This is a genomic window from Qipengyuania aquimaris (assembly GCF_009827445.1).
GTDB classification, from domain to species: Bacteria; Pseudomonadota; Alphaproteobacteria; order Sphingomonadales; family Sphingomonadaceae; genus Qipengyuania; species Qipengyuania aquimaris.
In genome coordinates this window covers 1,935,163-1,961,269 of sequence record NZ_WTYI01000001.1, presented here as the reverse complement: position 1 = coordinate 1,961,269, position 26,107 = coordinate 1,935,163, and the positions used below count along the sequence as shown (strand labels likewise).

General features: G+C 63.6%; 26 protein-coding genes. 19 read left to right on the top strand and 7 right to left on the bottom strand.

Translation table 11 applies throughout. The annotated features are described in order from the left end of the window. Positions 1-663, bottom strand: a complete 663-nt coding sequence (locus GRI34_RS09600) for a YggS family pyridoxal phosphate-dependent enzyme (protein WP_160595734.1) — start codon at positions 661-663, stop codon at positions 1-3. Here GRI34_RS09600 and GRI34_RS09595 point away from each other — a divergent pair. From GRI34_RS09595 to ald, 5 genes are all read left to right on the top strand, one after another. After that, positions 662-1,213 carry a thiamine phosphate synthase gene (locus GRI34_RS09595; RefSeq protein WP_160595733.1) on the top strand — a complete coding sequence of 184 codons (552 nt, stop codon included), beginning with the start codon at positions 662-664 and terminating at the stop codon, positions 1,211-1,213. The two genes, GRI34_RS09600 and GRI34_RS09595, sit on opposite strands and share 2 nt — an antisense overlap. Positions 1,214-1,269: 56 nt before the next feature. Continuing rightward, the gene (locus GRI34_RS09590; protein ID WP_160595732.1) at positions 1,270-3,609 is read left to right on the top strand and encodes an FtsK/SpoIIIE family DNA translocase; all 2,340 of its coding nucleotides are present in this window, start codon (positions 1,270-1,272) and stop codon (positions 3,607-3,609) included. Between the two features lie 124 nt (positions 3,610-3,733). After that, positions 3,734-4,576: a formylglycine-generating enzyme family protein gene (locus GRI34_RS09585; protein WP_160595731.1), complete on the top strand. Its 843-nt coding sequence runs from the start codon at positions 3,734-3,736 to the stop codon at positions 4,574-4,576. Between the two features lie 74 nt (positions 4,577-4,650). Continuing rightward, complete coding sequence (locus GRI34_RS09580; protein WP_160595730.1) at positions 4,651-6,204, top strand: DUF389 domain-containing protein; 1,554 nt, start codon at positions 4,651-4,653, stop codon at positions 6,202-6,204. 78 nt (positions 6,205-6,282) lie between these two features. Next, positions 6,283-7,398: an alanine dehydrogenase gene (ald, locus tag GRI34_RS09575; protein ID WP_160595729.1), complete on the top strand. Its 1,116-nt coding sequence runs from the start codon at positions 6,283-6,285 to the stop codon at positions 7,396-7,398. Here the strand turns inward: ald and GRI34_RS09570 are convergent. Further along, complete coding sequence (locus GRI34_RS09570) at positions 7,395-7,799, bottom strand: acyl-CoA thioesterase (RefSeq protein WP_160595728.1); 405 nt, start codon at positions 7,797-7,799, stop codon at positions 7,395-7,397. The two genes, ald and GRI34_RS09570, sit on opposite strands and share 4 nt — an antisense overlap. Then, positions 7,796-9,949 carry a S9 family peptidase gene (locus GRI34_RS09565; protein ID WP_160596477.1) on the bottom strand — a complete coding sequence of 718 codons (2,154 nt, stop codon included), beginning with the start codon at positions 9,947-9,949 and terminating at the stop codon, positions 7,796-7,798. The genes GRI34_RS09570 and GRI34_RS09565 overlap by 4 nt, the downstream gene beginning before the upstream one ends. A 153-nt stretch (positions 9,950-10,102) precedes the next feature. On the opposite strand from GRI34_RS09565, the gene GRI34_RS09560 reads away from it, so the two are divergent. The 6 genes from GRI34_RS09560 (at position 10,103) to GRI34_RS09535 (ending at position 15,736) form a co-directional block, all read left to right on the top strand. After that, on the top strand, positions 10,103-11,908 hold the full coding sequence (locus tag GRI34_RS09560) for an aminopeptidase P family protein (RefSeq protein WP_160595727.1): 1,806 nt from the start codon (positions 10,103-10,105) through the stop codon (positions 11,906-11,908). Between the two features lie 62 nt (positions 11,909-11,970). Beyond that, positions 11,971-12,366, top strand: coding sequence for a VOC family protein (locus GRI34_RS09555; protein ID WP_090476643.1), 396 nt, complete (start codon positions 11,971-11,973; stop codon positions 12,364-12,366). Continuing rightward, positions 12,366-12,767 carry a cupin gene (locus GRI34_RS09550; RefSeq protein WP_160596476.1) on the top strand — a complete coding sequence of 134 codons (402 nt, stop codon included), beginning with the start codon at positions 12,366-12,368 and terminating at the stop codon, positions 12,765-12,767. Before GRI34_RS09555 ends, GRI34_RS09550 begins: the two co-directional genes overlap by 1 nt. Positions 12,768-12,949: 182 nt before the next feature. Continuing rightward, positions 12,950-13,555 (top strand): EF-hand domain-containing protein, encoded by a 606-nt coding sequence (locus GRI34_RS09545; protein WP_160595726.1) that lies wholly within the window; start codon positions 12,950-12,952, stop codon positions 13,553-13,555. Between the two features lie 46 nt (positions 13,556-13,601). Continuing rightward, complete coding sequence (locus GRI34_RS09540) at positions 13,602-14,336, top strand: response regulator (RefSeq protein WP_160595725.1); 735 nt, start codon at positions 13,602-13,604, stop codon at positions 14,334-14,336. Continuing rightward, positions 14,336-15,736, top strand: a complete 1,401-nt coding sequence (locus GRI34_RS09535) for a sensor histidine kinase (protein ID WP_160595724.1) — start codon at positions 14,336-14,338, stop codon at positions 15,734-15,736. The genes GRI34_RS09540 and GRI34_RS09535 overlap by 1 nt, the downstream gene beginning before the upstream one ends. On the opposite strand, the gene GRI34_RS09530 is transcribed toward GRI34_RS09535, so the two are convergent. Beyond that, the gene (locus GRI34_RS09530; protein ID WP_160595723.1) at positions 15,733-17,259 is read right to left on the bottom strand and encodes a helicase HerA-like domain-containing protein; all 1,527 of its coding nucleotides are present in this window, start codon (positions 17,257-17,259) and stop codon (positions 15,733-15,735) included. The genes GRI34_RS09535 and GRI34_RS09530 overlap by 4 nt on opposite strands. A 108-nt stretch (positions 17,260-17,367) precedes the next feature. On the opposite strand from GRI34_RS09530, the gene pabB reads away from it, so the two are divergent. The 8 genes from pabB to GRI34_RS09490 all read left to right on the top strand — a co-directional run bounded on the left by pabB (position 17,368) and on the right by GRI34_RS09490 (position 23,911). Continuing rightward, on the top strand, positions 17,368-19,176 hold the full coding sequence (pabB, locus tag GRI34_RS09525; RefSeq protein WP_160595722.1) for an aminodeoxychorismate synthase component I: 1,809 nt from the start codon (positions 17,368-17,370) through the stop codon (positions 19,174-19,176). After that, positions 19,177-19,839 (top strand): RluA family pseudouridine synthase, encoded by a 663-nt coding sequence (locus GRI34_RS09520; protein WP_160595721.1) that lies wholly within the window; start codon positions 19,177-19,179, stop codon positions 19,837-19,839. Further along, positions 19,839-20,243, top strand: a complete 405-nt coding sequence (arfB, locus tag GRI34_RS09515) for an alternative ribosome rescue aminoacyl-tRNA hydrolase ArfB (RefSeq protein WP_160595720.1) — start codon at positions 19,839-19,841, stop codon at positions 20,241-20,243. Before GRI34_RS09520 ends, arfB begins: the two co-directional genes overlap by 1 nt. A 143-nt stretch (positions 20,244-20,386) precedes the next feature. Next, positions 20,387-20,554, top strand: coding sequence for a 50S ribosomal protein L33 (gene rpmG / locus GRI34_RS09510; RefSeq protein WP_090476625.1), 168 nt, complete (start codon positions 20,387-20,389; stop codon positions 20,552-20,554). 77 nt (positions 20,555-20,631) lie between these two features. Beyond that, positions 20,632-21,294, top strand: coding sequence for a LolA family protein (locus tag GRI34_RS09505; protein WP_160595719.1), 663 nt, complete (start codon positions 20,632-20,634; stop codon positions 21,292-21,294). 264 nt (positions 21,295-21,558) lie between these two features. Then, positions 21,559-22,356 (top strand): exodeoxyribonuclease III, encoded by a 798-nt coding sequence (gene xth / locus GRI34_RS09500; RefSeq protein ID WP_160595718.1) that lies wholly within the window; start codon positions 21,559-21,561, stop codon positions 22,354-22,356. Further along, positions 22,305-23,414, top strand: coding sequence for a GTP cyclohydrolase II (ribA, locus tag GRI34_RS09495; RefSeq protein ID WP_160596475.1), 1,110 nt, complete (start codon positions 22,305-22,307; stop codon positions 23,412-23,414). Before xth ends, ribA begins: the two co-directional genes overlap by 52 nt. Then, on the top strand, positions 23,411-23,911 hold the full coding sequence (locus tag GRI34_RS09490; RefSeq protein WP_160595717.1) for a GNAT family N-acetyltransferase: 501 nt from the start codon (positions 23,411-23,413) through the stop codon (positions 23,909-23,911). Before ribA ends, GRI34_RS09490 begins: the two co-directional genes overlap by 4 nt. Here the strand turns inward: GRI34_RS09490 and asd are convergent. Genes asd through GRI34_RS09475 form a run of 3 tightly spaced genes read right to left on the bottom strand, consistent with a single transcriptional unit; the run spans position 23,890 to position 26,100 of the window. Then, positions 23,890-24,750 (bottom strand): archaetidylserine decarboxylase, encoded by an 861-nt coding sequence (gene asd / locus GRI34_RS09485; RefSeq protein ID WP_160595716.1) that lies wholly within the window; start codon positions 24,748-24,750, stop codon positions 23,890-23,892. The genes GRI34_RS09490 and asd overlap by 22 nt on opposite strands. Positions 24,751-24,776: 26 nt before the next feature. After that, positions 24,777-25,040, bottom strand: coding sequence for a DksA/TraR family C4-type zinc finger protein (locus tag GRI34_RS09480; RefSeq protein ID WP_090476616.1), 264 nt, complete (start codon positions 25,038-25,040; stop codon positions 24,777-24,779). A 46-nt stretch (positions 25,041-25,086) separates the two neighbouring features. Then, positions 25,087-26,100, bottom strand: a complete 1,014-nt coding sequence (locus tag GRI34_RS09475; RefSeq protein ID WP_325065208.1) for a right-handed parallel beta-helix repeat-containing protein — start codon at positions 26,098-26,100, stop codon at positions 25,087-25,089. Between the last annotated feature and the right edge of the window lie 7 nt (positions 26,101-26,107).

Sequence of the window (26,107 nt, the reverse complement as noted above, 5' to 3'; positions counted from 1 at the left end):
CTATCCGCGTGCGCCGAACAGCGCCGTCCCGACGCGGATATGCGTCGCGCCCAGCATGATGGCGGTCTCGTAATCGCCGCTCATGCCCATCGATCGTCCCTCCAGCCCGTTGTCGCGCGCCAGCTTGTCGAGCAGCGCAAAGAACGGCGCAGGTTCGATATCGGCAGGTGGGATGCACATGAGCCCCGCAAGCGGGATGCCCGCCTCGCGCGCCTGGGCGATCAGGACGGGCAGGTCGGCGATCGCGCAGCCGCCCTTCTGCTCTTCCTCGCCGATATCGACCTGGATGAAACAATCCGGGCAGCGTCCCGTCTTCTCCTTCGTCTTGGCGAGCGCCTTGACCAGGCTCGGGCGGTCGAGCGAATGGATGACGTCGAAGAGTTCGGCGGCATCTTCCGCCTTGTTGGACTGGAGCTGTCCCACCAGGTGCAGCACCGTGTCGGGATAGGTCTCTTTCAGCGCAGGCCATTTGTCCTGCGCTTCCTGCACCCGGTTTTCGCCGAAATGGCGCTGGCCCTGTTCGAGCAGCGGCTCGATCCGGTCGGCGGGATGGGTCTTGCTGATCGCGATCAGGGTAACCTCGCCGGGTTCGCGTCGCGCGCGCTTGCAGGTCGCGGCGATTTGCGATCGGACGGTCTGAAGAGGAGTGTCTGCCTTTTCCATGAGGGCGCGCTATAGCGTCCCTATGCATACGCGCCAGTCCCTGCCCTTGCTTTGGCTGCTTTCCGATGCCCGCAACGATGCCGGGCTGGAGCAGGCCTTGCGGGCTTTGCCCAAGGGCTCGGGCTTCGTGTTCAGGCATTATCACTTGGCTCCCGAAGAACGCCGCGCGCGCTTCGACGCCTTGGCAGCGCTGGCCCGGTCGCGTGGTCATCTCGTGATCCTGTCCGGCGATGAGGACTGGGGGGCAGACGGCCATTACGGAGCGGCTGGCACGCTTGGCAGCGGTCTGCGCCTCGCCACAGCGCATGACGGTGATGAATTGCAGCAGGCGATCGCCGCGGGCGTCGACGGCATTTTCCTGTCGCCGGTTTTCCCGACCAATTCCCATCCCGGCGCGAAAACCCTCGGCGTATTCGGCTTTCGCGTGCTGGCGCAGCAATCGCCGGTGCCGGTTATCGCGCTGGGCGGTATGAATGCGGCGCGGGCACGCGAGCTCGACTGGCCGCGCTGGGGCGCGATCGACGGACTCGCCTCGACGAAGAGCGCTTGACCTCGGACTCGCCGAGGATTCATAGTGGCGCCATACGTCGGACGGAAGGAATGACAATGGCCACGCGCGCTGGCGCAAAACCCGATTGGCGGGCGGCGTTTCGCCGTTCCCTCCGCCGTGCGACGCATATGACGGGGGCGGGACTGCTGCTGGTCCTGCTCGTGTTCCTGACGCTGGCGCTCGCCAGCTACACGCAGACCGATCCCAGCGCCTCGACGGCCGCATCGGGCACGACCATTTCCAACTGGATGGGTGCGAGCGGCGCCTGGGCGGCAGAACGCGCCTATTTCTTCTTCGGCTTGCCGGCGCTCCTGCTGCTGCCATTGATCTGGATTTCCGCACGCCGGTTGTGGACCGGGGTCGAGGATGCGGACGAGGAAGAGACTCCGGGCCGATGGTGGGGGCCGTTCGGCCTGCTGCTGGTCGCGATGCTGCTTCTCGGTACGGTCGTCAGCCTGCTGTTCGAAAGCAGCCCCGGGCCGTTCCCGGCGGGCGGGGGCGGTCTTGCTGGACTCCTTGGCGCAGGCGGCATCGATGCGGTGGCGACCCGCTTTGGCGGGGACTTTTCCGGCTGGATTACCGGCGCGCTGGGCCTTGTGGCGCTGGGCGGTGGTCTCGCCCTCGTGACGAAGGTCTTCGCCCTCGATTGGGCGCAGTTCTTCACGCTCCCGAAGCTCTTCGAACGCAAGGAGGTCGAATCCGATATCGACCTGCCGCTGGTGCCGAAGAAGACGAAGCGCGCACGCCGCAAGGCCGATGATATCGATGACGAGGAGGACGAAGAGGCGCCGCGCGCCCCGCGTCGCTCGCCCGAAATCGCCGACCCGAAGCCTGCTCCTGTCCGCTCGCAGCCGGCAAAGGCCAAGCAGCGCGACATGTTCGCGAATTACCAGCTGCCGAGCCACGATTTGCTCGACGATCCGCCCGAACACGCGGTGCAGAAGCTCGACAAGATCGCGCTGGAGCGCAATGCCCGCCTGCTCGAAAACGTTCTCGACGATTTCAACGTGAAGGGCGAGATCACCGCCGTGCGCGCGGGTCCCGTCGTGACCATGTACGAGCTGGAGCCTGCACCGGGCATTAAGGCGAGCCGCGTGGTCGGCCTTGCCGAAGACATCGCCCGCAACATGAGCGCGATCAGCGCGCGCGTGTCGCCCATTCCGGGCAAGACTGTCATCGGTATCGAACTGCCCAACGCCGACCGCCAGATGGTCAGCTACAAGGAGCTTTCGACGTCCGCTGCTTTCGTCGATTCCAGGGGCAGCCTACCAATGATCCTGGGCAAGGACATCGGCGGCGAACCGATCATCGCCGACCTTGCCGCCATGCCGCACTTGCTGGTCGCGGGTACGACGGGCTCGGGTAAATCGGTCGGCCTCAACGCCATCCTGCTGTCGCTGCTCTATCGCTTCACGCCGGACGAGTGCCGCCTGATCCTGATCGATCCCAAGGTCCTCGAGCTGAAGACCTATGACGATATCCCGCATCTCCTCAGCCCGGTCGTGACCGAGCCGGCCAAGTCCGTCCGTGCATTGAAATGGGCGGTCGAGGAGATGGAGAAGCGCTATCGCATGATGTCCAGCGTGAACTCGCGCAATATCGCGGGCTTCAACGAGAAGGTGAAAGCGGCCGCTGCCAAGGGCAAGCCGCTGGGCCGCCGCGTGCAGACCGGCTTCGATCCGGAGACGGGCGAAGAACTCTATGAAGAAGAGCAGCTCGATTACGAACCGCTGCCGCTGATCGTGCTGATCGTCGACGAACTGGCCGACCTCATGGTCACGGTCGGCAAGGAAATCGAAGTGCTGATCCAGCGTCTCAGCCAGAAATCGCGTGCTGCGGGCATTCACCTGATCATGGCGACGCAGCGCCCGTCGGTCGACGTCATCACCGGCGTCATCAAGGCCAACCTGCCGACCCGTATCAGCTTCAAGGTGACGAGCCGCATCGACAGCCGCACTATCCTTGGCGAGCAGGGCGCAGAGCAGCTGCTGGGCAAGGGCGACATGCTCTACAAGCCCAATACCGGAGCGATGATCCGCGTCCACGGCCCCTTCGTGTCCGACGAGGAAGTCGAGAAGGTCGCCGACCATTGGCGCGCGCAGGGCAAGCCCGACTATGTCGATGCCGTCACCGAAGAGCCCGAGGACGGCGGGTTCAATTTCGAGGACGAGTTTACCGCCTCCGACAATCCGGACGAGCGAAAGTATCGCCAAGCCTGCCAGATCGTGATCGAGAACCAGAAGGCGAGCGGAAGCTGGCTCCAGCGCCAGATGGGCGTCGGCTACAACACGGCCGCCAAGTGGATCGAGCGGATGGAAAGCGAAGGCCTGGTCGGCCCAGCCAACCACGTCGGCCGCCGCGAAATTTACCGCGACCAGGACGGCAATCCGATCTGATTGCGGCTTGACCGCGTCGAAACTCTCTGTATGATTACAAATGTAATCGCAAGGGGGGTTTATGGGTTTGCGCATTTCACTGGCGTCCGCGGCGCTGGCAGGTTTTCTAGGTTCCTGTGCTTCGATGCAAGCGCAATCTGCCGACCCGATCGAACCGCAGATGATCCCAATAGCGGCGGGAAAATTCCTGCTCGGCTCGCCTTCTTCGCAAGAAGGTCACCAAGCGGACGAGGGGCCGCAAGTCGCTGTGACAATCCCGGCTTTCCGAATTTCCAGGTTCGAGGTCACCGTGGGCCAGTATCGCGCATTCGTCGAGGCGAGCAGCTATGCGCCCGATACGCCCTGTCTCGTCATGGGGGAGAATGGCCGCTGGTTCCATGATCCCGATGCGACATGGGAAAACCCCGGTTTCGAACAGAGCGACGATCATCCGGTCGTCTGCGTTTCATGGTCCGATGCAAGAGCTTATGCCGCTTGGCTCAGTGAACGAACAGAGGGAACGGTGATCCGCCTGCCGAGCGAAGCCGAATGGGAGTATGTTGCCAAGGCGGGAGGCAACTCGCCATACTGGTGGGGGGAGGATGAGGACCGATTCTGTGCCTTCACCAATGGCGCCGATGCAACCGCGCAAGCTCTCTATCCGGAATGGGAGCGCGCGGGCAATTGCGACGACGGATTTGCCTATACAGCGCCCGTTGGCACGTATGGAAAGCGCAATGCCTTCGGCGCCGAGGATTTGATCGGCAACGTCTGGGAGTGGACGGCCGACTGCTACACGGACACGCATTCCGACGCGCCGCGCGACGGCGTAGCGGTCGAATTGCCGGATTGCGAGAAACGCGTCCTGCGGGGCGGCGCATGGGATTTCGGACCCTTCTATCTGCGGACCGCCTATCGTGGTGCCTGGGACGGATCGCAGGCTTTTTCCAATCTCGGATTTCGGGTGGCGGCGGATAAGCGACCGTAAATCAAAGGCGCTTACACGCTGCGGCTGCAAATTTTCTCGCGACTGATGCCAGATTGCGCTTTAAGGCCATGTCGATGGCACGAGTAGTCACGCCCAATTACGCTTCCAAGCGCAGGCCGCCAACACCCGGCTGGGTGCACAGCCCCGTCGGGCGCGCATTGGTCCCGATCCGTCGCTGGTGGCTCGACCATGTGGTGGCCGATGTCGATCACACCGCCGTGATCGCCAAGATCGCGGGCGAGAGCGACGCCAGTCCGCGCTATATCTTCATGACGATGATGTCGGCCGGCATCGCAATCCTCGGAATGCTGCTGTCCTCGCCGGCTGTCGTCATCGGGGCCATGCTCCTATCGCCGCTAATGAGCCCGATCATCGGGGCGGGTTTCGCGCTCGCCTCGGGCAAACTTAAGTGGCTGCGGATTAGTATCCGGGCGCTCGCGATCGGGACGATTGCCGCGATCCTTTTTACCGCGCTCATCGTGCTCGTATCGCCGTTGCAGACCGTCACTTCGGAAATCGCCGCACGGACGCAACCGAATCTGTTCGACCTGCTGGTCGCGCTGTTTTCCTCGCTGGCAGGCTCCTACGCGTTGATCCGCGGTCGCGAGGGCACGATCGTCGGGGTTGCCATCGCAACCGCCCTCATGCCGCCGCTGGCCGCCGTGGGATACGGGCTCGCGACACTGAACTGGACGGTCTTCGGCGGTGCGCTGGCCCTCTACATCACCAACTTCCTGACCATCGCCCTTTCGGCAACGATCATGGCGCGCCTCTACGGTTTCCGAACCGATCTTTCGGCGCGGCAGGGCTGGTTCCAGAACTTCGGTATCTTCGTGGTGTTCGTGGCGCTTGCCATCCCGCTCGGCTTCTCGCTGCGGGACATCGCCTTCGAGGCCAATGCGCAGCGCGTGGTGCAGGATGTCATTGCAGAAAGCTTCCCTGACAAGGCGCGAGTCAATGTCACCGGTATCGACTGGGACGCAGAGCCGGTCGTCGTCAGCGGGACTGTCGATACGCCGCAGTTCAACAGCAAGGCCAATGCCGAGATCAAGCGCCGCTTCGAGGCTCGTTTCGAGCGCGAGGTCGTGATTGCGGTCGAACAGTACCGGGTGGGTACCGATCCTGGCGCTGCCGAAGCCGCCGAACTCGCCCGGGCCAAGGACGAACAGCGCGCGCAGGCGACCGAACGCCAGATTGCGGAGATGGTCGGCGAGCTTGCGCTGGTCGCCGGGGTCGAGAAATCCGAAGTTACGGTGGACCGCGACAATCGCCGTGCCATCGTTCAGGCGACGCATCTTCCCGGACTCACAGTCGAGGGCTGGCGCGTGCTGGAAGGCCGTGTCGATGCAGGCATGCCCGGCTGGTCTGTCGAGCTGCGGCCGCCGCTACTCGCCCTGCCTTCGATCACCCTGGCCGAGGGCGAGCCGGATGCTGCCGGGCAACAAGCACTAGACGTCATCGCCTGGGCTGCAACGCGGCAGAGACTCGGCATCAACCTTGCCGGGCGCGAGGGCGAAACCTTCGATGCGGTCGCTGCCCAATTGCGCGAACGCGGCGTGACATTAACGCAAACGAATGGCGGCTCGCCCGATCGTATCGAAGCGCGCTGGCAGGCTTTGCCGGAATAAAAATACGCTACGGCAAGCGCGCTTGCAGCGAAGGGTTTTCACGAGTAGCGGCGATTCCCAGAGAAGGAGTCCGCACCCATGCGCATCGGCTGTCCGAAAGAAATCAAGAACCACGAATACCGCGTCGGCCTGACGCCCGAGAGTGCGAACGAACTCGTCGCGCAGGGCCACGAAGTGTGGATCGAGACGCAGGCCGGTTGCGGCATCGATGCGACGGACGAACAATATGTCGCAGCGGGTGCAAAGATCGTCCATGGACCCGATCCGATCTTCGCGGAATGCGAAATGGTCGTGAAGGTGAAGGAGCCGCAGGCGATCGAACGCAAGAAGCTGCGCGCGGACCAGATCCTCTATACCTATCTCCACCTCGCGCCCGATCCGGACCAGACGAAGGATCTCGTCGATAGCGGCGTGACCGCAATCGCCTATGAAACCGTAACCGGCCCGCGCGGCCAGTTGCCGCTCCTGAAGCCGATGAGCCAGGTGGCCGGCCGCATGAGTGTGCAGGCAGGTGCGACCGCGCTTGAGAAGGCGCATGGCGGGCGCGGTGTGCTGCTTGGCGGCGTGCCGGGCGTGATGCCGGGCAAGGTCGTTGTGATCGGCGGCGGCGTCGTCGGTTTCAACGCGGCGCAGATGGCTGCGGGCCTTGGTGCGGACGTCACCATCCTCGATCGCGACCCTGAAGTGCTCGAGAAAGTCGGTACCCATTTCGAAAGCCGCGCCAGCACGCGCTTCTCGAACAAGGCCAACCTCTATGATGCCGTGTGCGGCGCGGACCTCGTTATCGGTGCGGTGCTGATCCCCGGCGCAGCAGCCCCTAAGCTCGTCACCCGCGAGATGCTGGGCAATATGCAGAAGGGCGCGGTCCTCGTCGACGTCGCTATCGACCAGGGTGGCTGTTTCGAGACTTCGAAGCCCACGACCCACGCCGATCCGACCTATGTGGTCGACGACATCGTGCACTATTGCGTTGCGAATATGCCGGGCGCCGTCGCGCGCACCAGCACCTATGCGCTGAACAATGTGACGCTCCCCCATGCCCTGCGTATTGCGCGGATGGGCTGGAAGGATGCCATGCGCAACGATCCTCACCTTGCCGAAGGGCTGAACGTCCACGCGGGCGAAGTCACTTATGAAGCGGTGGCAAGCGAGCTGGGTTACAATTACCGGCCGGTTGCCGACCTGCTCGGCTAATCGGGCTCTTTGGTGAGGGCATCGAGCATTTCGGGCCGAACCCTCGCCAGCCTGTTCGACGCGCGTTCCAGCATGGCCCAGGTCGTGGCTGCGGACACTATAACCTTGTCGTTAGCATCGCGGAATTCGACCCGGCGAACCGATGTCGCCCCGCGCGCGCTGCCTTCGATCCAGGTCGTGCCGGTCACGCTTTCGCCTTCGGCGACATTGCCGCGATAATCGATCTCGTGCCGGGTCACGACCCAGAAGTATGTCGCCCGGTCTTCGGGCCGCGCGGCGGCTTCCCAATGGCTGGTCGACATGTCCTGGATCCACTGGACCCAGATCGCATTGTTGACGTGGCCGAGCTCGTCGATGTGCTCGGCCCCGGCAACATATGTCTTCGTGAACTTCGCCGTCACTCGGTCATCCCGAGCTGCCACAGGATGAAGGCGTATTCCTCGGCCACTTCGTAGACCGAGTTCCAGCGGCCCGACTTGCCGCCATGGCCTGCACCCATATTGGTCTTGAGCAGCAGTTCGTTGTCGTCGGTCTTCACCTCGCGCAGCTTGGCAACCCACTTGGCAGGCTCCCAATAGGTTACGCGCGGGTCGTTGAGGCCGGCAGTCACCAGCATGGGCGGGTAATCCTGCGCCTTGACCTGGTCGTAGGGCGAGTAGCTGAGGATATAGGCAAACGCGGCCTTGTCGGTGATGGGATTGCCCCATTCCTGCCACTCGCCCGGCGTCAGTGGGAGGCTTTCGTCCAGCATGGTGTTGAGCACGTCGACAAAGGGCACGTGGGCCACGACGGCGCCGTATTGCTCCGGGTCCTGGTTGACGATCGCGCCCATCAGCTCGCCGCCTGCGGACCCGCCGCTGGCGGTAATCTTGCCCTCGGCGGTGTAGCCCTTCTCGATCAGGCCGCGGCCGACATCGACGAAGTCATTGAAGGTGTTGGCCCGCTCGAACATCTTGCCTTGCAGATACCAGCGCCGGCCGAGGTCGTCGCCGCCGCGGATATGCGCGATGGCATAGGCGAAGCCGCGATCGATCAGGCTGAGGCGCGTGGTCGAAAAACCGGGCGGCATGGCATAGCCATAGGCGCCGTAGGCATAGAGGTGGAGCGGCATGGCGCCGTCCTTGCGATCCTTGCGATAGACCACGCTGACCGGGATCATCGTGCCGTCGCGCGACTGCACGCTCAGCCGTTCGGTGGTGTAGAGCGAGGCGTCGTAGCCACTCGGGATTTCCTGCTGCTTGAGCAGTTCGAGCCCGCCGCTGGCGACGTCGTAATCATAGACCGAATCCGGCGTGATCATGCTCTCATAGTCGAGGCGCAGCTTGGTGACGGCATATTCGGGATTGTTCGACAGTCCCGCATTGTAGCTCGCTTCGGGGAAGCTGATGGCACGTGCCTGGAGCGGCGCATCGTAGGTGCGCAGCTGGATCTGGTCGAGGCCGTCGAGGCGGCCCTCCGTCACGAAGAAATCCTGGAACAGGTCGAAGCCGGTGAGGTAAAATTCGTCCGATCCGGCGATCACGGTCTCCCATTCGCCGGGCGCTTCGATCGAAGCCTTGGCGAGGCGGAAGTTGATGTGATCGTCATTGGTCCACACGAACAGGTTCGTGCCTGTTTCGTCGGTGCGGACATCGACCGAATATTCGACACCCTTCTGGCGCGGCCTGACGAGGATCTGTTCGCCGGTCGGATCGTCTGCGCGCACGAGGCGCACTTCGCTGGTTTCGTTGTCGCCCGTGGCGATTATCAGCCAGTCGTCCTGCGCGGACAGGCCTGCGCCCACACCGAAGCTCTGGTCCGTCTCTTCATAGAGCGTGACGTCGCTTTCGACCGGCGTGCCGAGCACGTGCAGCTTCGCTTCGAGCGAGCGCCATTCTTCGGTCGAGGGGCCGTAAACCAGCGCCGTATCGTCGGCGACCCAGGTAAGCCCGCCGCGCAGGTTCGTCAGTTCGTCCGGCAGCAATTCGCCGGTCTGAAGGTCCTTGATCCGCGCGGTGTAGCGCTCGGACCCGTTGCTGTCGGTCGAATAGGCGAGATAGCGCCCGTTCTTGCTGACCGACGCTGCACCCAGCCGGAAGTATTCCAGGCCTTGTGCCAGTTCGTTCTCGTCGAGGATCAGCACCGCATCGCCTCCCGAAACCGGCTTGCGGTAATGCTTGCGATATTGCGCGCCCTCTTCGAATTCTGACCAGTAGAGCCAGTCGCCATCCTTTTGCGGGACTGTGGAATCGTCTTCCTTGATCCGCGCCTTCATCTCTCCGAACAGCGTGTCGACGAGTTCTTTCTGCGGCGCCATGCGCGCTTCGTACCAGGCGTTTTCCGCCTTCACGTAGTCGAGGATGTCCTCGTCATCGATCGTCGGATAGCTCTGGTCCTTGAGCCAGTGATACGGATCGGAGATCGTGATCCCGTGATGGGTATAGGAATGGTCGCGCTTCTCGGCTTGGGGCGGAGAGGTAGGTGCAGTCACTGAAGTCCCTTCGGTTTCTTGGGCCGCGCCAGGTGCAGCCAGAACGAGCGATACGGCAGATAGGCACGCAGCCAGTCGCATGTAAGCCATGAATGATCTCCCCGATGGCGGCACAAAGCTGGAAAGCAGGGCCGCAAGTGTCTAAGTTGCAGGCGTGACTATGCGGCAAGATGCAATGCCGCAAGCGCCGTCTCCACCGATGCGGGACGGCAGCCGACGAAAGGATTTACTCGCATGTTGATGCAGACCCACGAAGCGCGCCTCGATGCGCTCAGGACCGAACTCGAAAAGCGCGGCCTCCATGGCTTCGTCGTACCCATTTCGGACGAGCATATGAGCGAATATGTCGGCTCCTATGCCCAGCGGCTCCACTGGCTGACCGGCTTCGGCGGCAGCGCGGGCAGCGCGGTGGTGCTGAAGGACAAGGCGGCCATGTTCACCGACGGCCGCTATACCGTGCAGGTGCGCGAGCAGGTCGACGGCAAGCTCTACGATTACGAAGACGTGCCTGCGACCTCGCCTGCGAAATGGATCGCTGCCAATGCGCCCGAAGGCGCGCGGATCGGCTACGATGCCTGGCTGCACGGCATCGGCTGGGCGGAAGAGGCGGAAAAGCTGTTTGCTAAGAAGGGTATCGAACTCGTCCCTGTCGACGGCAATCCGATCGACGCGGTCTGGGCCGACCGTCCCGAACCCAGCAAGGCTGCCGCCGTGCCGCACGAAGACCGCCTTGCCGGCCGGTCGAGCGCCGACAAGCGCGCCGAGATCGCCGACTGGCTGAAGCGGGAAGGTTATGACGCCACCGTGGTCACCGCGCTCGATTCCGTGGCGTGGGTGCTCAACATGCGCGGCAAGGACGTCGACAACACGCCTGTCGCCCTGTCCTATGTTGTCGCCCATGCGGACGGCACCGCCGATCTTTTCATTGCGCCCGAGAAGGTCACGCCCGAACTCACGCAGCACCTCGGCAACGCGGTGCGCATCAATGACCGCGCCGAATTCGAGCCTGCGCTGGCGAAGCTGCAAGGCAAGACCGTGGCGGTCGATCCGCGCCACGCGGTCGCTGGCATCTTCCACGCGCTTGAAGCGGGCGGAGCGAAGGTCGTTCGCGACGACGATCCGGCCGTGCTGCCCAAGGCAATCAAGAACGAGGCCGAACAGCAGGGCCACCGCGATGCCCAGGCGCGCGACGGGGCTGCCGTGGTGAAATACCTGCGCTGGATCGAGGAGAACGCTCCCTCGGGCGAGATCGACGAATTGACGGCAGCGGCCAAGTTGCGCGAATTCCGCGGCCTCAGCCCGGATCTCAAGGATACCAGCTTCGACACGATCAGTGCCGCTGCCGGCCATGCCGCCCTGCCGCATTACAAGGTCGACGAGGACAGCAATATCCCGATCCCGCCGTCCAGCATCTACCTGTGCGATTCGGGCGGCCAGTATCCCGACGGGACTACCGACATCACCCGCACCGTCTGGGTGGGGCCGGGCGAACCGACGGCGGAAATGATCGATCGCAACACGCGCGTGCTGAAGGGCCATATCGAGTTGGACCTTGCCAAGTTCCCCGATGCGACCAGCGGCGGCGCGCTCGACGCGCTGGCACGTATGCACCTGTGGCAGGCTGGCGTGGATTATGGTCACGGCACCGGTCACGGCGTCGGCAGCTATCTGTCGGTCCATGAAGGCCCTCAGCGTATCTCGAAGCCCGGCGGCGCCTTTCCCGGGACCGAGACCCCGCTTCGCGAAGGCATGATCCTTTCCAACGAACCGGGCTATTACAAGGCGGGCGAATACGGCATCCGGATCGAGAACCTCGTTCTCGTCGTGGACGCCGATATCGATGGATCGGAGGGCAAGTACCTCGGCTTCGAGACGCTGACCCACGTCCCGCTCGACCGCAAGCTGGTCGACAAGAGCTTGCTCAGCGAACGCGAGATCGCCTGGTGGAACGAATATCACGCCAGGACCCGTGAGATCCTCGCTCCGCAGCTGGAGGGTGACGACCTCGCCTGGCTCGAACGCGAATGCGCACCCTTGTAGGAGTAGCTATGTTCACGTAATGTTCCGCTGGTCGCGAGTCGTTTCCAACTAGGAGAGTTTGCATGATCGGTTACGTTACGCTGGGCACCAACGACCTTACGAGGGCGGCCAAATTCTACGATGCCATCGCGGCCGAAATGGGCGTGGGGCGGATGATGGAATTCGAAACCTTCATCGCCTGGGGCAAATGGGATGGCGGCGCGGGCATCGCGGCGACCATGCCGTTCGATGGCGAAAAGGCGACGGTCGGCAATGGCACGATGGTCGCGCTCGAGGCCAAGGACCGCGATCAGGTGAAGCGACTTTACGACATCGCGCTCGCCAATGGCGGCAGCGACGAGGGTGAGCCCGGACCGAGGGGCGAGCCGGACGAGAACGGCATGCTCTTCTATGCCGCCTATTTCCGCGATCCCGACGGCAACAAGCTCAACGCCTATCTCATGGACAAGGTCGAGTGATGGAGGGCAAGCGCCGCCTTTCGGACAGTTTCCTGCACCTCGGGCTGGGGGCGACGGCCGTACCCCAGCCACCCTTCGAGGGCGGGATGGAATGGTATGAAGGCTATGGGCAGCGTCACGGCAGTGACGGGCGCGAAGGAAGGCTGGTCAGCCAGCACAGCTTTTGCGAAGACTGGGACAGCTGGGAAATGCACCCGCTGGGCGAAGAGGTCGTGATCTGCACGGCGGGCAGCATGGTGCTGACGCAGGAATTTCCCGACGGGCGCCGCGAAACTCTAACCCTGGAAGCGGGCGAATATGCGATCAATCCGGCGGGCGTCTGGCATATCGCCGATGTCGAAGCTCATGCGACCGCGATCTTCATAACTGCCGGTGAGGGCACACAGCACCGCCCGCGCTGAGATGCTGACACCTGGGTGAACGGCCTGCCCGACGCGTTACATTCCGTTACAATTCTCCACCGATCCGGCACATTGCTGCGACAAGGCGGGCCTATAACGGTGACACGAACTGCGGCGCTGTCCCTCAATCCCTCCCCCCAATCCAGGCGCGCCGCAGTTCTCCCAAATCAGGAGAATTCAAGATGAAGAAGATCACTTTGACCTTGTCCGCCGCAGCGCTCGCGCTGACCGGGACTGCCGCGATCGCGCACCAGCACATGGGCAAGACGAACCCCGATGCGGACGGCAACGGCGTTGTCACCAGCGCCGAACACACTGCCCATGCCGACGCGATGTTCGCGCGGATGGACGCCAATGGCGACGGCGAGCTTTCGCAGGCCGAGATGAAGGCGATGCACGAAGCGCGCAAGCAGCATCGCGAAGCACGCCGGGCCGATCGCTCGGAGCGCCGTGCAGCGCGCATGGAGCAGCGTTTCGCCCAGCTCGACACCGACAATTCGGGCGGTCTTTCGCAGACCGAACTGCAGGCCATGAAGGAAATGCGTGGTGAACGCGGCGGCGAAGGTCGCAAGGCGCGTCGCGGCGGCAAGCGCGGCGGCCCCATGGCCATGCTGCAGCGCGCCGACACCGATGGCGACAAGTCGATCTCCCGCGCTGAATTCCAGGCGGCAGTCGATGCGCGCTTCGCCCGGGCCGATGCCGACGGCAATGGCGAGATCTCGGCTGCAGAGCGCGAAGCCATGAAGCAGGCACGGCAGGAACGCCGCGCCGAGCGTCGCAGCCAGTAACCGGCTTTCTGTTTCGTTCACCGCCAAGCGAGTGCATAGGTCACGCATGAACGATGCCGCGCCCATCACCCTGCTGCTGGTCGACGATGAAGCCAGTCTACGCGAACCCCTGGCGGAATATCTTTCCGGCCAGGGGTTCGTCGTGCTGGAGGCCGAGAGCGCTGCGCAGGCGCGTTCGCGGCTTGAGACCGATCGGCCCGACCTGGTCCTGCTCGACATCATGATGCCTGGCGAGGACGGCCTGTCGCTCTGCCGTCACCTCGTCGAAAGCCGCCAGCTCCCCGTCATCCTGCTGACGGCCAAGGGCGAGGCGATGGACCGGATCATCGGCCTCGAAATCGGGGCTGACGATTATGTCACCAAGCCGTTCGAGCCGCGCGAACTGGTGGCGCGCATACGCTCCGTCCTTCGCCGGGCAGACCGCAGCGGCGTGGAGCCTGCGGACGATCTCGCTTACGTTTTCGAGGGATGGACACTCGACCCGCTCAAGCGCCGGCTGACCGACCCCGAAGGGACGCTGGTGCCGATCTCGACCGCAGAATTCCGGATGCTGCGCGCATTCTGCGACCACCCGCGCCAGGTGCTCGACCGGGACCGGCTGCTGGACATGGTCCAGGGACGCGAGGCGCAATTGTTCGACCGTGCAGTCGACAACCAGGTCAGCCGCCTGCGCCGCAAGATCGAGGCCGACAGCCGCAATCCTCATTTCATCCAGACGGTCCGCGGCGGTGGCTACCGGTTCGGCGCAGATGTCACGCGCAAGGCGGCGGACAAGGCCTGATGCGGTTTCTTCCCAAGAGCCTGCTGGGCCAGACATTGCTGGCGGTGGCCGGAGCGCTCCTGCTGGCGCAATTGGTGACGACCGGACTTCTCTATCGCATTGCCGAAGAGCGGCGCGAGGAAGCGCTGATCAGCGCCGCCCAGCTCTCCTTGTGGGGCGCGCCGGTGTTTCGCCAGGCTCGCGGCGAAGCGGTGCTCGAAGGGGATCGCCGACGTTTCCGGGCAGACCGGCGCGAACTGGGTGGCCGCTGGATGCGGGGCGAGGTGACCGAGGCGTATCCCCTCTTGCCGGGCGAGACTTCGGACGATGCGCTCGCGACGGCCATTGCAGCGCGTCTGACCGGTTTCGTTCGCGAACCCCATGCCGTCCTTGCGACCATTCGCTCCACCGACGACGATCCAGTGGTGATGCAGCGGGTTCGCGACTGGAACCCGGCATCGCGCAAAATGGTCCGAGGTTACCGGAAGGTCTTCGTCGCTGCGGTCCAGTGGGAAGAAGGCGGCGCATGGCACGTCGCCCGGGTACCGTTCCCGCGCGACGACCGGAGGGTTTTCCTGGTTACTGCGGCCCAAACGCTGGTGATCTTCATCCTGGTCATGACGGTCCTGTTCGTCCTCCTGCGCCGGATCACCCGGCCCTTGGCGAGGCTGACGCGACAGACGGAACGGTTTTCGTCCAATCCGGGCAGCATTACCCCGATCGAGCCGAGCGGGCCCGACGATATTCGTAGCCTGATCGCGGCGCATAATGCGATGGAAGCGCGCATCGCTGCCATGCTGGATGAGAAAGACGTCATGCTGGGTGCCATCGGCCATGACCTGAAGACGCCGCTGGCCGCGCTGAGGGTACGGATCGAGGCTATCCGCGACGACGGCCTGCGGGCGAAAATGGCGCAGTCGATCGAAGAGATCACGCAAACGCTCGACGAGATCCTCCTGCTGGCACGCATCGGCCGCGCCGATCGCCCTGCTGAGCGTACCGACCTCTATGCCTTGCTGGTGTCGGTGGTCGAGGAATTCGAGGATATGAACCAGCCGGTTGCGCTGCTCGAAGGCCAGCGGGTGCCCGCGCCTGTGCACCTCACCTGGCTGAAACGGGGCGTGCGCAATCTCATATCCAATGCCCTTCGCTATGGCGGGACGGCAGAGATCGCACTGTTGCGTGAAGGCGACGAGGCGGTGATCCGCGTCGAGGATGACGGACCCGGCATTCCCGAGGATCGCATCGCGGAGATGCTCGAACCTTTCACCCGCGGTGAGGCAAGCCGCAATCGCGCCACAGGCGGCGCCGGTCTCGGACTGACCATTACGCGCGCCGTTGCAGAGCAGCATGGCGGTTCGCTGGTACTGGAAAACCGGCAGCAGGGTGGCCTGCGCGCCGAATTGCGCCTTCCGATCTAACGCATCAACCCGCCGACGATGTTGCGCACGAAGGCATTGAGGCCCGTGCGTACGGGATCGGCGCGCGATTTCTTGCCGAGCACTGCTGCCACGGCCACCGACGAAAGCGAACCTGCTGCAGCGGTCGCCGCAGCCTTGCCGGCCTTGGTCCACATGGATGGGGTCTTGCGTTCGCGCTTGCGCACCTCTTCCTCGCCTTTTTCTTCGACCTCCTTGGCGGTTTCGGCCGCGTCGAGCGTCTTGGCGGCGAGCACTTCTTCCGCGCTCTCGCGATCGATGGCTTCGTCGTATTTCCCGTCGAGCTCGCTGACCGAGTTCACGATCTTGCGTTCTTTTTCCGTCACCGGGCCAAGGCGCGACTGCGGCGGCTTGATCAGGGTGCGCTGCACGACCGATGGTGCGCCGTCCTCGTCCAGCGTGGAAACCAGCGCCTCGCCCACCTTGAGCTCAGTGATCGCTTGCTCGACGTCGAGGTCCGGATTGATCCGGAATGTCTCTGCAGCGGCCTTGATCGCGCGCTGGTCACGCGGGGTGAAGGCGCGCAGCGCGTGCTGGACGCGGTTGCCCAGCTGGCCCGCGATCTTTTCCGGAATGTCGATCGGGTTCTGCGTCACGAAATAGACGCCAACGCCCTTTGACCGGATGAGGCGGACGACCTGCTCGACCTTTTCTTCCAGTGCTTCGGGCGCATCGTCGAAGAGCAGGTGTGCCTCGTCGAAGAAGAACACCAGCTTCGGCTTGTCCGGATCGCCGACCTCGGGAAGCGTTTCGAACAATTCGGCCAGCAGCCAGAGCAGGAAGGTGGCGTAAAGCTTGGGGCTGCGCATCAGCTTGTCGGCGGCAAGCACGTTGATCACGCCCCGACCCTTTTCGTCGGTGGCGAGGAAATCGTCGATCTCCAGCGCAGGCTCGCCGAAAAATTCATCCGCTCCTTGGCTCTCGAAGCTCAGGAGCTGGCGCTGGATCGCGCCGACGCTTGCCTTGGAGACATTGCCGTACTTGCCGGACAGGTCCGCGGCGTTCTCATAGGCGAAGGTCAGCATGGCCTGCAGGTCGCCAAGATCGAGCAGCAGCAAATTGTTCTCGTCGGCATAGCGAAAGACGATGTTGAGCACGCCTTCCTGCGTATCGTTGAGGTCGAGCAATCGTGCCAGCAGCAGTGGGCCCATTTCCGAAATGGTCGTGCGGATCGGGAAGCCCTTTTCGCCGTAGAGATCCCAGAACACCGCCGCATTGTCGGCATAGGCATAGTCGTCCATGCCCAGTTCCTTGGCCCGGCCTTCCAGCTTGTCGGCATGCTTGAACTGGGGGGATCCGGCCATGGAGATGCCCGACAAATCGCCTTTCACGTCGGCCACGAAAACCGGGACGCCGCGCGCGGAGAAGCTTTCCGCAAGGCCCTGAAGCGTGACGGTCTTGCCTGTACCGGTGGCTCCGGCGATCAATCCGTGGCGATTGGCCTGTGCAAGTCTGAGATACTGGTTCTCACCATTGCCGCCCAATCCTAGGAAAATATCGTTCATCCGGCCCGTGTCCCTCTTGCTATGTGTTGCAGGCGGTTTGGCGCAGTGGAGGCGGCAGGGTCAAGCTATCCCTCGACATAGCCTGCCGCTGCGGTAAAGGCAGGGCATATGGCGCGGCGCGACCCTTTCGTTCTACTCGACGATGCACGCAGCGATGGTGCGGCGGACGCGTTGCTGTTCGAACGGCCGCGCGCGGTCTTCGTCGCCTCGCGGCCCGAAGATGTCTCGGCTACTCTCGATGCGGCGGAACAGGCGCGGCGCGAGGGCGGCGAACTGGCAGGCTTCATCGCCTACGAGGCGGGGCTTGCGCTCGAAAGCAGGCTTGAACATCGTGCGGCATCAAGGGCGGGCGCTTCCGGTCCGCTGGTCTGGCTGGGGCTGTTCGATGCGCCGTCGCGGATCGCGGCCGAGGACGTACCAGCATGGCTCCACGAACGCTCTTCCGGAAACGGAAGCGTCGGACCGCTTGAGCCGCAAGTTTCGCCAGGCGGATACGCCGAGGCGTTCGATCGACTACAGGAAGCGATCAGCGCAGGCGACATCTACCAGGCCAACCTCACATTCCAGCTGGCTGGAAATTTCACCGGCGATCCGCTGGGCCTGTACTCTGCCCTGAGGCCTGCCGCCCAAGCCGGTTACGGCGGGGTCATCTTCGACGGCTCGCACTGGCTGCTCAGCCTCAGCCCCGAGCTTTTCGTGTCGCTCAAGGATCGGGAAGCCAAGGCCAAGCCAATGAAGGGCACGCGCCCTCGCGCGGCGGACCCGCAGCAGGATGCGGCGCTGGCCGAAGAACTGGCACATTCGGTCAAGGACAAGGCCGAAAACCTGATGATCGTCGACCTGATGCGCAACGATCTGAGCCGGGTCGCCGAGGCGGGAAGCGTGCGGGTCGACGAACCCTTCGCGATCGAAAGCTATCCGACGGTCCACCAGATGGTGAGTGTGGTTCGCGCGCGGCTCAAGCCGGATGCGGGAGCGATCGACCTCGTGAAGGCGCTTTTCCCGTGCGGGTCGATCACCGGCGCGCCGAAAATCCGCGCTATGGAATTGATCGACGAGGTAGAGCGCGATCCCCGCGGGCCCTATTGCGGGGCCATCGGACGGATCGGTGCGGATGGTGATGCCGCGTTCAATGTGGCCATCCGCACGTTACGCCTGACCGAGATAGAGAACGGACGCGGGAAGGCCGTGCTGGGCGTCGGCGGCGCGATCGTGGCCGACAGCGAGGCGCGTACCGAATGGCGCGAGGCGATCCTCAAGGGCGCGTTCGCCCGGGCATCCTCGCCCGATCACCGCGCGGCGCAGTTCGACCTCATCGAGACGATGCGTTTTTCGCCCGAAGAGGGGATCGCATACCTCGAGGAACATCTCCTGCGCATGAAGGAAAGTGCGGGCGAGCTGGGCTTCTCCTTCGACCGGCACGAGGCGCGCAACCAGTTGCACGCGCTGTGCTTCGTGGTCGAGAAACCCAGCCGGATCCGCCTCCTGGCATCGCGCTCGGGAGCTCTCGCTCTCGAAGTGCAGGATATGCCCGCGCCGTGGCCAGAACCGGCGAAGTGCATCGTCATGCCCTTGCCGGTCGATCCGGGCGACTGGCGGCTTCGTAACAAGACCACCGACCGCAGTTTCTACGAGGACGCACAAGCAGTAGCCCGGCACCATGGCGCGCAGGAATGCCTGCTGGTGCGCGAGGACGGCCTTGTCACCGAAGGCTGCGTCACCAATATCTTCGTCGAGCGTGACGGTGTCCTCCTGACGCCGCCTGCCAACCTTGGCCTCCTTCCCGGCGTGTTGCGCCAGAGCCTGCTCGCAGAGGGGAGGGCGAAGGAAGCGGAGCTTACGATTTCCGATCTCGAGGACGGTTTCTTCCTCGGCAATGCGCTGCGCCAGATGGTGCGAGCGGAACTGAAGGACTGAATGACCGATATCCCGATCCTGTTCGAAGACGGCGAAGCGCTCGTCATCAACAAGCCCGCCGGCCTGCCGGTCGACCGGCCGAAAAAGGGCGGGCGGTGCCTGGAGGATCACTTCGAGCAGCTGCGCCTGGGCTTCCAGCGTGATCCCTCGCCCGTCCACCGGCTCGACACCGACACCAGCGGCTGCCTGCTCCTGGCCCGCAATCCCAAGTCGCTCAAACGCTTTTCCAAGGCCTTTGAAGACCGCGCGGTCGAGAAGCGCTATCTTGGCATCCTGACGGGTGTCCCGTCGGAAACCGAGGGCACGGTCGAGCTGTCGCTCTCCAAGATCAGCAGCGCGGAAAAAGGCTGGCGGATGATTGCGGCGAAGAAGGGCAAGCCGTCCGTCACGCACTGGGAGGTCATTGGCGAAAGCGGCGGCCATGCGCTGGTCGAGTTCCGGCCTGAAACCGGGCGCACGCACCAGATACGCATCCATTGCGAGGCTGGGCTCGGCATGCCGCTGCTCGGCGATCCGGTTTACGGGTCGGGCAAGGGCGCGCCGCGCACGATGCTGCACGCGGCAGGGCTGGTCGTGCCACGCGAAAGGAAACCGACCATCGAAGCGAGCGCGCCGATGCCGCGAGATTTCGCAGCCCTCGGTTTTGCCGACGACGCGAAATAATGGGCCGCATCGTCGACAAGGCGAATGAAATTGCCGAGGAGAAGTTCATCGCCTCTTCCGGGCCCGGCGGGCAGAACGTCAACAAGGTGGCGACCGCGGTGCAGCTGCGGGTCGATGTCTTCCAGCTCGGCATGCCGCCCGATGCATTCAACCGCCTGAAGGATGTCGCGGGCAGCAAGCTGACGCAGGACGGCGAAATCGTCCTCACCGCGAACGAGCATCGCACGCAGGAACGCAATCGCGAAGCGGCTCGCGCCCGGCTTGCGGCGATCCTGACGGAAGCGCTGACCCCGCCCAAGAAGCGCAAGAAGAGCCGCGTGAACCGGGTCGGCAAGGTGAAACGCCTCAAGGCCAAGAAGGCGCGCGGCGAGGTGAAGGCCAATCGGGGCAAGGTCCAGCTTTGACGCGGCGCGCGCCAATGCTTGACTTTTCACCGGGAATCACACAAAGGGCGCGCCGGACGGCGGTGCGACCTGCGCCGCCCTTATTTTTTCGGCCGGTTTCCCCCACGGGACGGCCCTTGCAACGAGATCTTTAGGAACACGCCATGGCGAAGCCCGCAACCGTCAAGATCAAGCTCGTCTCGACTGCCGACACGGGCTTCTACTACGTGACCAAGAAGAACCCCCGGAATCACACCGAGAAGTTCGTCTTCAAGAAGTACGATCCGGTCGTGCGCAAGCACGTCGAGTTCAAGGAAGCCAAGATCAAGTAATTTGATCCGGCAAGCTGAACGGCGGGAACGCACGCAGTTCAGTGACAGTTCAATGCTCCGACGCTAAATCGTGGAGCATGAACACCTTGACCCTTTTCAAGAATCGACCCTTCGCCTCGGCCATCGCATTCGCGGTGGCCACTGCGATTCCGGCAAGCTTTCTGGCAGCCCCCGCCCCGGTAGAGGCTGCAGCAGGCGATCTCGACCGCGCGGTCGACGCCCTGCGCGGCATCGCCACGATGAAGGCCGACTTCGTACAGACCGACCGCAATGGCCAGTCCGTCTCCGGCGTCATGACGCTGAAGCGCCCCGGCAAGATTCGTTTCGAATACGAAAAGGGCGTGCCCCTGCTCGTCGTTTCGAACGGCAAATCGATGTATATGGTCGATTACGAGGTGAACCAGGTCCAGCGTTGGCCGATCAAGAATTCGCCTCTCGGCGCGCTGCTCGACCCGAGCCGCGACGTGAAGCGGTACGGCAAGCTGGTCCCGACCGGACACAGCGATGTTGTCAGCATCGAAGTGCGGGATCCCAAGCGGCCCGAATTCGGCGCCATCACCCTCATCTTCGCGCGTGATGGCAGCGCCCCCGGGGGCCTGCGCCTCACTCACTGGGTTGCGCTCGATGCACAGAATCACCGCACCACCGTGCGCCTGCGCAATCACCGTTATGGCGTGTCGGTTGCCGACAGCGCATTCACTTTCAAGGACCCGCGCAGAACGTCCCGTCGTCCGGGATAAACGGACCGGCGACGAACCGTTCGTCTTATACGACTTTTGGCGACTCAATGTTCATTGAGCAGCAAGACGATAGGTCCTATTTATAAGTCTACGAAGCGGCGGACGGCAATTTCCCCCCTGTTGATTGCCACCCCTCAAACCGCTTCGTTCCAAGCGTGACGAACGCTCACAAGGAACCCTCGAGCCATTTGCCCCCGGCTCGAGGGTTTTTTGTTGTGCGCGGCAGGGTGGACCGCCGCGCCTCGCCGCCCTATCTCGGCGGCCATGGTTTCTGTTGCATCCTGGAATATCAATTCCGTTCGCCTGCGTATGCCGATAGTCGCCCGCTTCCTCGAAGAGCAGGGGCCCGATGTCCTGTGTCTGCAGGAGATCAAGTGCCAGGAGCACCAGTTCCCTTTCGAGGCCTTCCGCGAACTCGGTTACGAACATTTCGCGATCCACGGCCAGAAGGGCTATCACGGCGTGGCGACGGTCGGGAAAGTCCCGTTCCGCGATTTTTCGAAGCACGACTGGCAGGACAATGGCGAAGCGCGCCATGTCGGCGTGGAACTGACCGATCCGGCACACCAGGGCATTATCGTCGAGAACGTCTACGTCCCGGCAGGCGGTGACGAACCCGACCGCGAAAAGAACCACAAATTCGGCCAGAAGCTCGATTTTCTCGAACGCATGACGCGCTGGGCAGACAAAATCGACCGGCCGACGCTGATCGTGGGCGATTTCAACATCGCGCCGCTCGAAAGCGATGTGTGGAACCACAAGCAATTGCTCAAGGTCGTCAGCCATACGCCGGTCGAGGTCGACGCGCTGCAACGTTTCATGGACGCTCATGGCTGGGCCGATATCGGGCGCGAACACATCCCTGCGCCCGAACGCTATTACAGCTGGTGGAGCTACCGCGCGAAGGACTGGAAGGCCAACGACCGCGGTCGCAGGCTCGATCACATGTGGGCCAGTCCCGAACTTGCGAAACAGGCAACCGGCCATTCGGTCCACGAATATGCGCGCGACTGGGAAAAGCCCTCCGACCACGTGCCGCTGGTCACGGAGTTTTCTCTCTGAGCGAGCCGTCGCCTTCCCGCCGGGCGGCGCAGGCCGTCGATGCGCTGAGGCATGGCTGGCCGCTGGCGATCGCCGGTGCACCGCTGCTGCAGCCGGTCGAGACGGCATTCGGCGAAGTGACGGCCGGCGAAATGCTGATTTCGGCAACCCGCGCGGTCACATTGAAACTGGCGAACCAGCGCGAAGCGGCTGCACCGCGCCAGCCCGTCCTGCTGCGCGGGGCCGAGACGTTCGACCTGTCCGCCGCGTTGGCAATTGCCGATCCCGCGCTGGATCTGACCAAGCCCATGAAAGGGCCGTTCAAGGCGCTGGCGCTGGAATGGGAAGAACAGGCCGCCGCGGCGCTCGAACTGGCGCGGATCGCCGGGATATTGCCCGCTTTTCTCGTCGCTCCGGATGGTGCCGGAGAGGCCGTGCATCTCGAAGCGTCGGACCTGGACGCTTTTTCGCAAGCCGACACCATGCGTATCGCATCACGCGCCTCCCTGCCGGTGGATGCAGCGCCCGATGCGCGGATCGTTGCTTTCCGCCATCCCGACGATACCCGCGAGCACGTGGCGCTGGTCATCGGCAAGGAACGGTCGGACAAGGCGCCGCTGGTGCGCCTGCACTCCGAGTGCCTGACCGGCGACGTTCTCGGCAGCCTGAAATGCGATTGCGGGCCCCAACTCGACGCGGCTCTTCACGCAATGGCGCGTGAGGCGCAGGAAGGCGGCTGGGGCGTCCTCCTCTACATGCGGCAGGAAGGGCGCGGCATCGGCCTCATCAACAAGCTGCGGGCCTATCGCCTGCAGGACCAGGGCTTCGACACGGTCGATGCAAACACGCGGCTGGGCCTGCCGGACGAGGCGCGTGACTTTCCCACTGCCGCAAGGATGCTCGACCTGCTTGGTGTGCGCAGCATCCGCCTGATGACGAATAACCCGGCCAAGGTGGACGCACTTGGCGCGCATGGCGTCAAAATCGACGAGCGTGTGCCGCACGCCCTGCCGGACAATCCGCACAACGCCCGCTATCTTGCAACAAAGCGTGACCGCGCGGGGCACCTGCTGCCATGAATGCAGTGGCGATCAGACCTGAAGGGCCATCGGACCACGCGGCTATCGCCGTCGTGACCGAAGCCGCTTTCAGGGGTCAAAAGCACAGCGACGGTTCCGAAGTTGCAATCGTCGACCGGCTTCGAAAGGATGGCGACCTGACGCTTTCCCTGGTGGCGGAGGATGCCGAACGCATCGTCGGACATGTCGCGGTATCGCCGGTCACCATCGATGGGAATGCCGGCAATTGGTATGGCCTTGGGCCAATTTCCGTCCTGCCTGCCTTGCAACACAAAGGGATCGGCTCGCGCCTGATGCAGCGAGCCCTTGCGGATATGCGGGCAATTGGGGCCGCGGGCATCATCCTACTGGGCAATCCGGCCTATTATTCGCGCTTCGGTTTCGAGCATGATCCGCGCCTTGAATATCCTGGACCCCCGCCCGAATATTTCCAGCGGCTGGTCCTTACCGGAGACGCGCCGACAGGTGTCGTGAGCTACGCCCCGGCTTTCGGCTGAAGCCGCCGACCAAGCGCTTCGCCCATCCGGACGCTGTCGCCCGCCTTGAACCGGTTGAGCCATTCGACCCGGCCGGGCTCAAACAGCAGCACGACGGTCGATCCAAGGATGAAGCGCCCCATTTCATCGCCTGCCTGAAAGGAATGTGCGCCGCCGGAGAAGTCGGTCCGCTTCAGCTTGGGCGAATGGGTTTCTTCCAGTCCCGACCAAACCGTCTCGATCCCCGCAACGATCATTGCGCCGACCATGACGCTGGCGAAGCAGCCGTCGGAGCCCTCGAACAGGCAGGCGAGCCGTTCGTTGCGGGCGAACAGTCCGTCGACATTCTCTGCCGTGACCTGGTTTACCGAGAACAGGTCTCCGGGGACATAAGTGGCGCTGGTGAGCTGGCCTGCTGCCGGCATGTGGACGCGGTGATAGTCGCGCGGACTGAGGTAGACGGTGGCGAAAGTGCCGCCTTCGAACCGGCTTGCGGCATCCTCGTCACCGCCGAGCAGCTGGCTCGCGGTGAAATGCCGTCCCTTGGCCTGGAAAATCTTGCCATCTTCGATGCGGCCGATCTGGCTGATCGCGCCGTCGGCGGGGGAAAGGACATACTCGCCGGCATCGGCCAGCGGCCTGGCGCCCGGCCTCAGTTCGCGGGTGAAGAAGTCGTTGAAACTGCGGTATTCATCGATACCGCGCGCCGCTTCGCTCATGTCGACGTCGTATGCGTCGATGAAACGGCGAATGAGCAGGTTCTTGACCGCGCCCGCCTCGCTCGAGGCGAGATAGCCCGCCATGCGGGAGACAGCGTGGTGCGGCAGCATGTGCTGGAGCCAGATGAAGGGTGATGCCATTCCGGGGCCGTGAACCGAATTACGCCCTAGCGCAACTGGCTGTCCTTGCTGCCGCGGCGATTGATGCCGGACTGGCGGGTGGTGGCATCGCGGGCCGACTGGCAGGCGACGCAGGTGCGTACGCCGGGCAGGGCATCGCGGCGCTTCTGCGGGATCGGCTCTCCGCACTCATCGCAATATTCGGCGCTGTCGCCACGCGGCATGCGAGCGCGCGCCGCGCTGACCGCATCGCTTACCGTGTCGTCAATCTGGTCCTGAACGGCGCCGTCTCGCGCCCATCCACCTGCCATGTTTCGCTCCTTTCCCGATCAACGATGCGGGGGGCGAGGGCGTTCCTCAGCGGCTTTCGAAAGGTTTGAGGTTCGTGCCCAGCGAGTTCTCGCCGATGGCAAGGGCGTCACCCGTCCAGTCGGCAACGAATGCGGGTTTGCGCGTGATGCCGGGCGCAAGGCGCGCATCGTTGTCGCGGATGACCAGGCCGTCGGACGAATATTTCCCGCCTTCCGCGCCGATCGCGATCAGGGCGGACCAGTTTTCCTTGTCCTTGCCTTGGACGAACCAGTTTCCGCTGATCATGCCCGAGCCACCTTCTGGCAGGTCGATCATGTAATTCGTGCCGCGCCCGCCGGTGTCGTCGAAACTGTTGTTGGCGATGCGGTTGCGACTGGCGCGCGATTTCACATAGTGCCCGCCGCGCCCCTGTTCGAAGCGGCTGCGGGTCACTTCGAGTTCGCCATAGTCACCGACATAGATCGAATGGGCGCACCCGCCGCTTCCTTCGCAGGTGCCGAGACGGGTGAAAGTGGATTTGTCGATGGTGATCCGGTTCGACTTGCCGTTGACCGTCAGCAAACCCTGGTCGCTATCGCGGAACCAGCTCTGGACGATGGAAAGTTCGCCGTTTTCGAGGCGGATGCCGGCACCGTTCTTTTCCCGCACATGCATGTTGGCAAAGGTCAGCCCCCGAATGGCCGCGCTTTCGCCGCGAAGGACAAGCGCCGCCTTGCCTTCACAAATTCCGCCATCGAAAATCGCTTTGCCGGCCTCGGCAGCGCGATATTCGATTACGCCTGCTTTCTGGACTGCGCACTGGTCGTAAATGCCGGGAGCTGCGAGGATGGTGCCTTGCGTGTCGCCAATCGCGTCGACCGCGTCTTGCAGAAGCGCAAACCCGCGGCCTGTTTCTGCGATGGTGAAGTTTCCGCGTGCAGGCTGGGCCATGACGGCAGCAAGCGGGATCGCGCCGACTGCGAGGGCCGCGACACCGGCCACGATCCATCGCGGGAGGCGATCGGCAGCGGAGGCGAAGGGCGAAACCATCGCAATTGCATAGGATTTAATGGTTAACATTGCGCAA

Coding starts and splice junctions, on each gene's coding strand:
- ald (WP_160595729.1), top strand. CDS start 6,283: ATGCGCATCGGCTGTCCGAAAGAAATCAAGAACCACGAATACCGCGTC.
- GRI34_RS09505 (WP_160595719.1), top strand. CDS start 20,632: ATGAACACCTTGACCCTTTTCAAGAATCGACCCTTCGCCTCGGCCATC.
- GRI34_RS09600 (WP_160595734.1), bottom strand. CDS start 663: ATGGAAAAGGCAGACACTCCTCTTCAGACCGTCCGATCGCAAATCGCC.
- GRI34_RS09555 (WP_090476643.1), top strand. CDS start 11,971: ATGATCGGTTACGTTACGCTGGGCACCAACGACCTTACGAGGGCGGCC.
- GRI34_RS09520 (WP_160595721.1), top strand. CDS start 19,177: ATGACCGATATCCCGATCCTGTTCGAAGACGGCGAAGCGCTCGTCATC.
- GRI34_RS09530 (WP_160595723.1), bottom strand. CDS start 17,259: ATGAACGATATTTTCCTAGGATTGGGCGGCAATGGTGAGAACCAGTAT.
- GRI34_RS09490 (WP_160595717.1), top strand. CDS start 23,411: ATGAATGCAGTGGCGATCAGACCTGAAGGGCCATCGGACCACGCGGCT.
- GRI34_RS09475 (WP_325065208.1), bottom strand. CDS start 26,100: ATGTTAACCATTAAATCCTATGCAATTGCGATGGTTTCGCCCTTCGCC.
- GRI34_RS09550 (WP_160596476.1), top strand. CDS start 12,366: ATGGAGGGCAAGCGCCGCCTTTCGGACAGTTTCCTGCACCTCGGGCTG.
- GRI34_RS09480 (WP_090476616.1), bottom strand. CDS start 25,040: ATGGCAGGTGGATGGGCGCGAGACGGCGCCGTTCAGGACCAGATTGAC.
- GRI34_RS09565 (WP_160596477.1), bottom strand. CDS start 9,949: ATGCGACTGGCTGCGTGCCTATCTGCCGTATCGCTCGTTCTGGCTGCA.
- GRI34_RS09560 (WP_160595727.1), top strand. CDS start 10,103: ATGTTGATGCAGACCCACGAAGCGCGCCTCGATGCGCTCAGGACCGAA.
- xth (WP_160595718.1), top strand. CDS start 21,559: ATGGTTTCTGTTGCATCCTGGAATATCAATTCCGTTCGCCTGCGTATG.
- GRI34_RS09580 (WP_160595730.1), top strand. CDS start 4,651: ATGGCACGAGTAGTCACGCCCAATTACGCTTCCAAGCGCAGGCCGCCA.
- GRI34_RS09540 (WP_160595725.1), top strand. CDS start 13,602: ATGAACGATGCCGCGCCCATCACCCTGCTGCTGGTCGACGATGAAGCC.
- asd (WP_160595716.1), bottom strand. CDS start 24,750: ATGGCATCACCCTTCATCTGGCTCCAGCACATGCTGCCGCACCACGCT.
- pabB (WP_160595722.1), top strand. CDS start 17,368: ATGGCGCGGCGCGACCCTTTCGTTCTACTCGACGATGCACGCAGCGAT.
- GRI34_RS09585 (WP_160595731.1), top strand. CDS start 3,734: ATGCAAGCGCAATCTGCCGACCCGATCGAACCGCAGATGATCCCAATA.
- GRI34_RS09535 (WP_160595724.1), top strand. CDS start 14,336: ATGCGGTTTCTTCCCAAGAGCCTGCTGGGCCAGACATTGCTGGCGGTG.
- GRI34_RS09590 (WP_160595732.1), top strand. CDS start 1,270: ATGGCCACGCGCGCTGGCGCAAAACCCGATTGGCGGGCGGCGTTTCGC.
- GRI34_RS09595 (WP_160595733.1), top strand. CDS start 662: ATGAGGGCGCGCTATAGCGTCCCTATGCATACGCGCCAGTCCCTGCCC.
- arfB (WP_160595720.1), top strand. CDS start 19,839: ATGGGCCGCATCGTCGACAAGGCGAATGAAATTGCCGAGGAGAAGTTC.
- GRI34_RS09545 (WP_160595726.1), top strand. CDS start 12,950: ATGAAGAAGATCACTTTGACCTTGTCCGCCGCAGCGCTCGCGCTGACC.
- rpmG (WP_090476625.1), top strand. CDS start 20,387: ATGGCGAAGCCCGCAACCGTCAAGATCAAGCTCGTCTCGACTGCCGAC.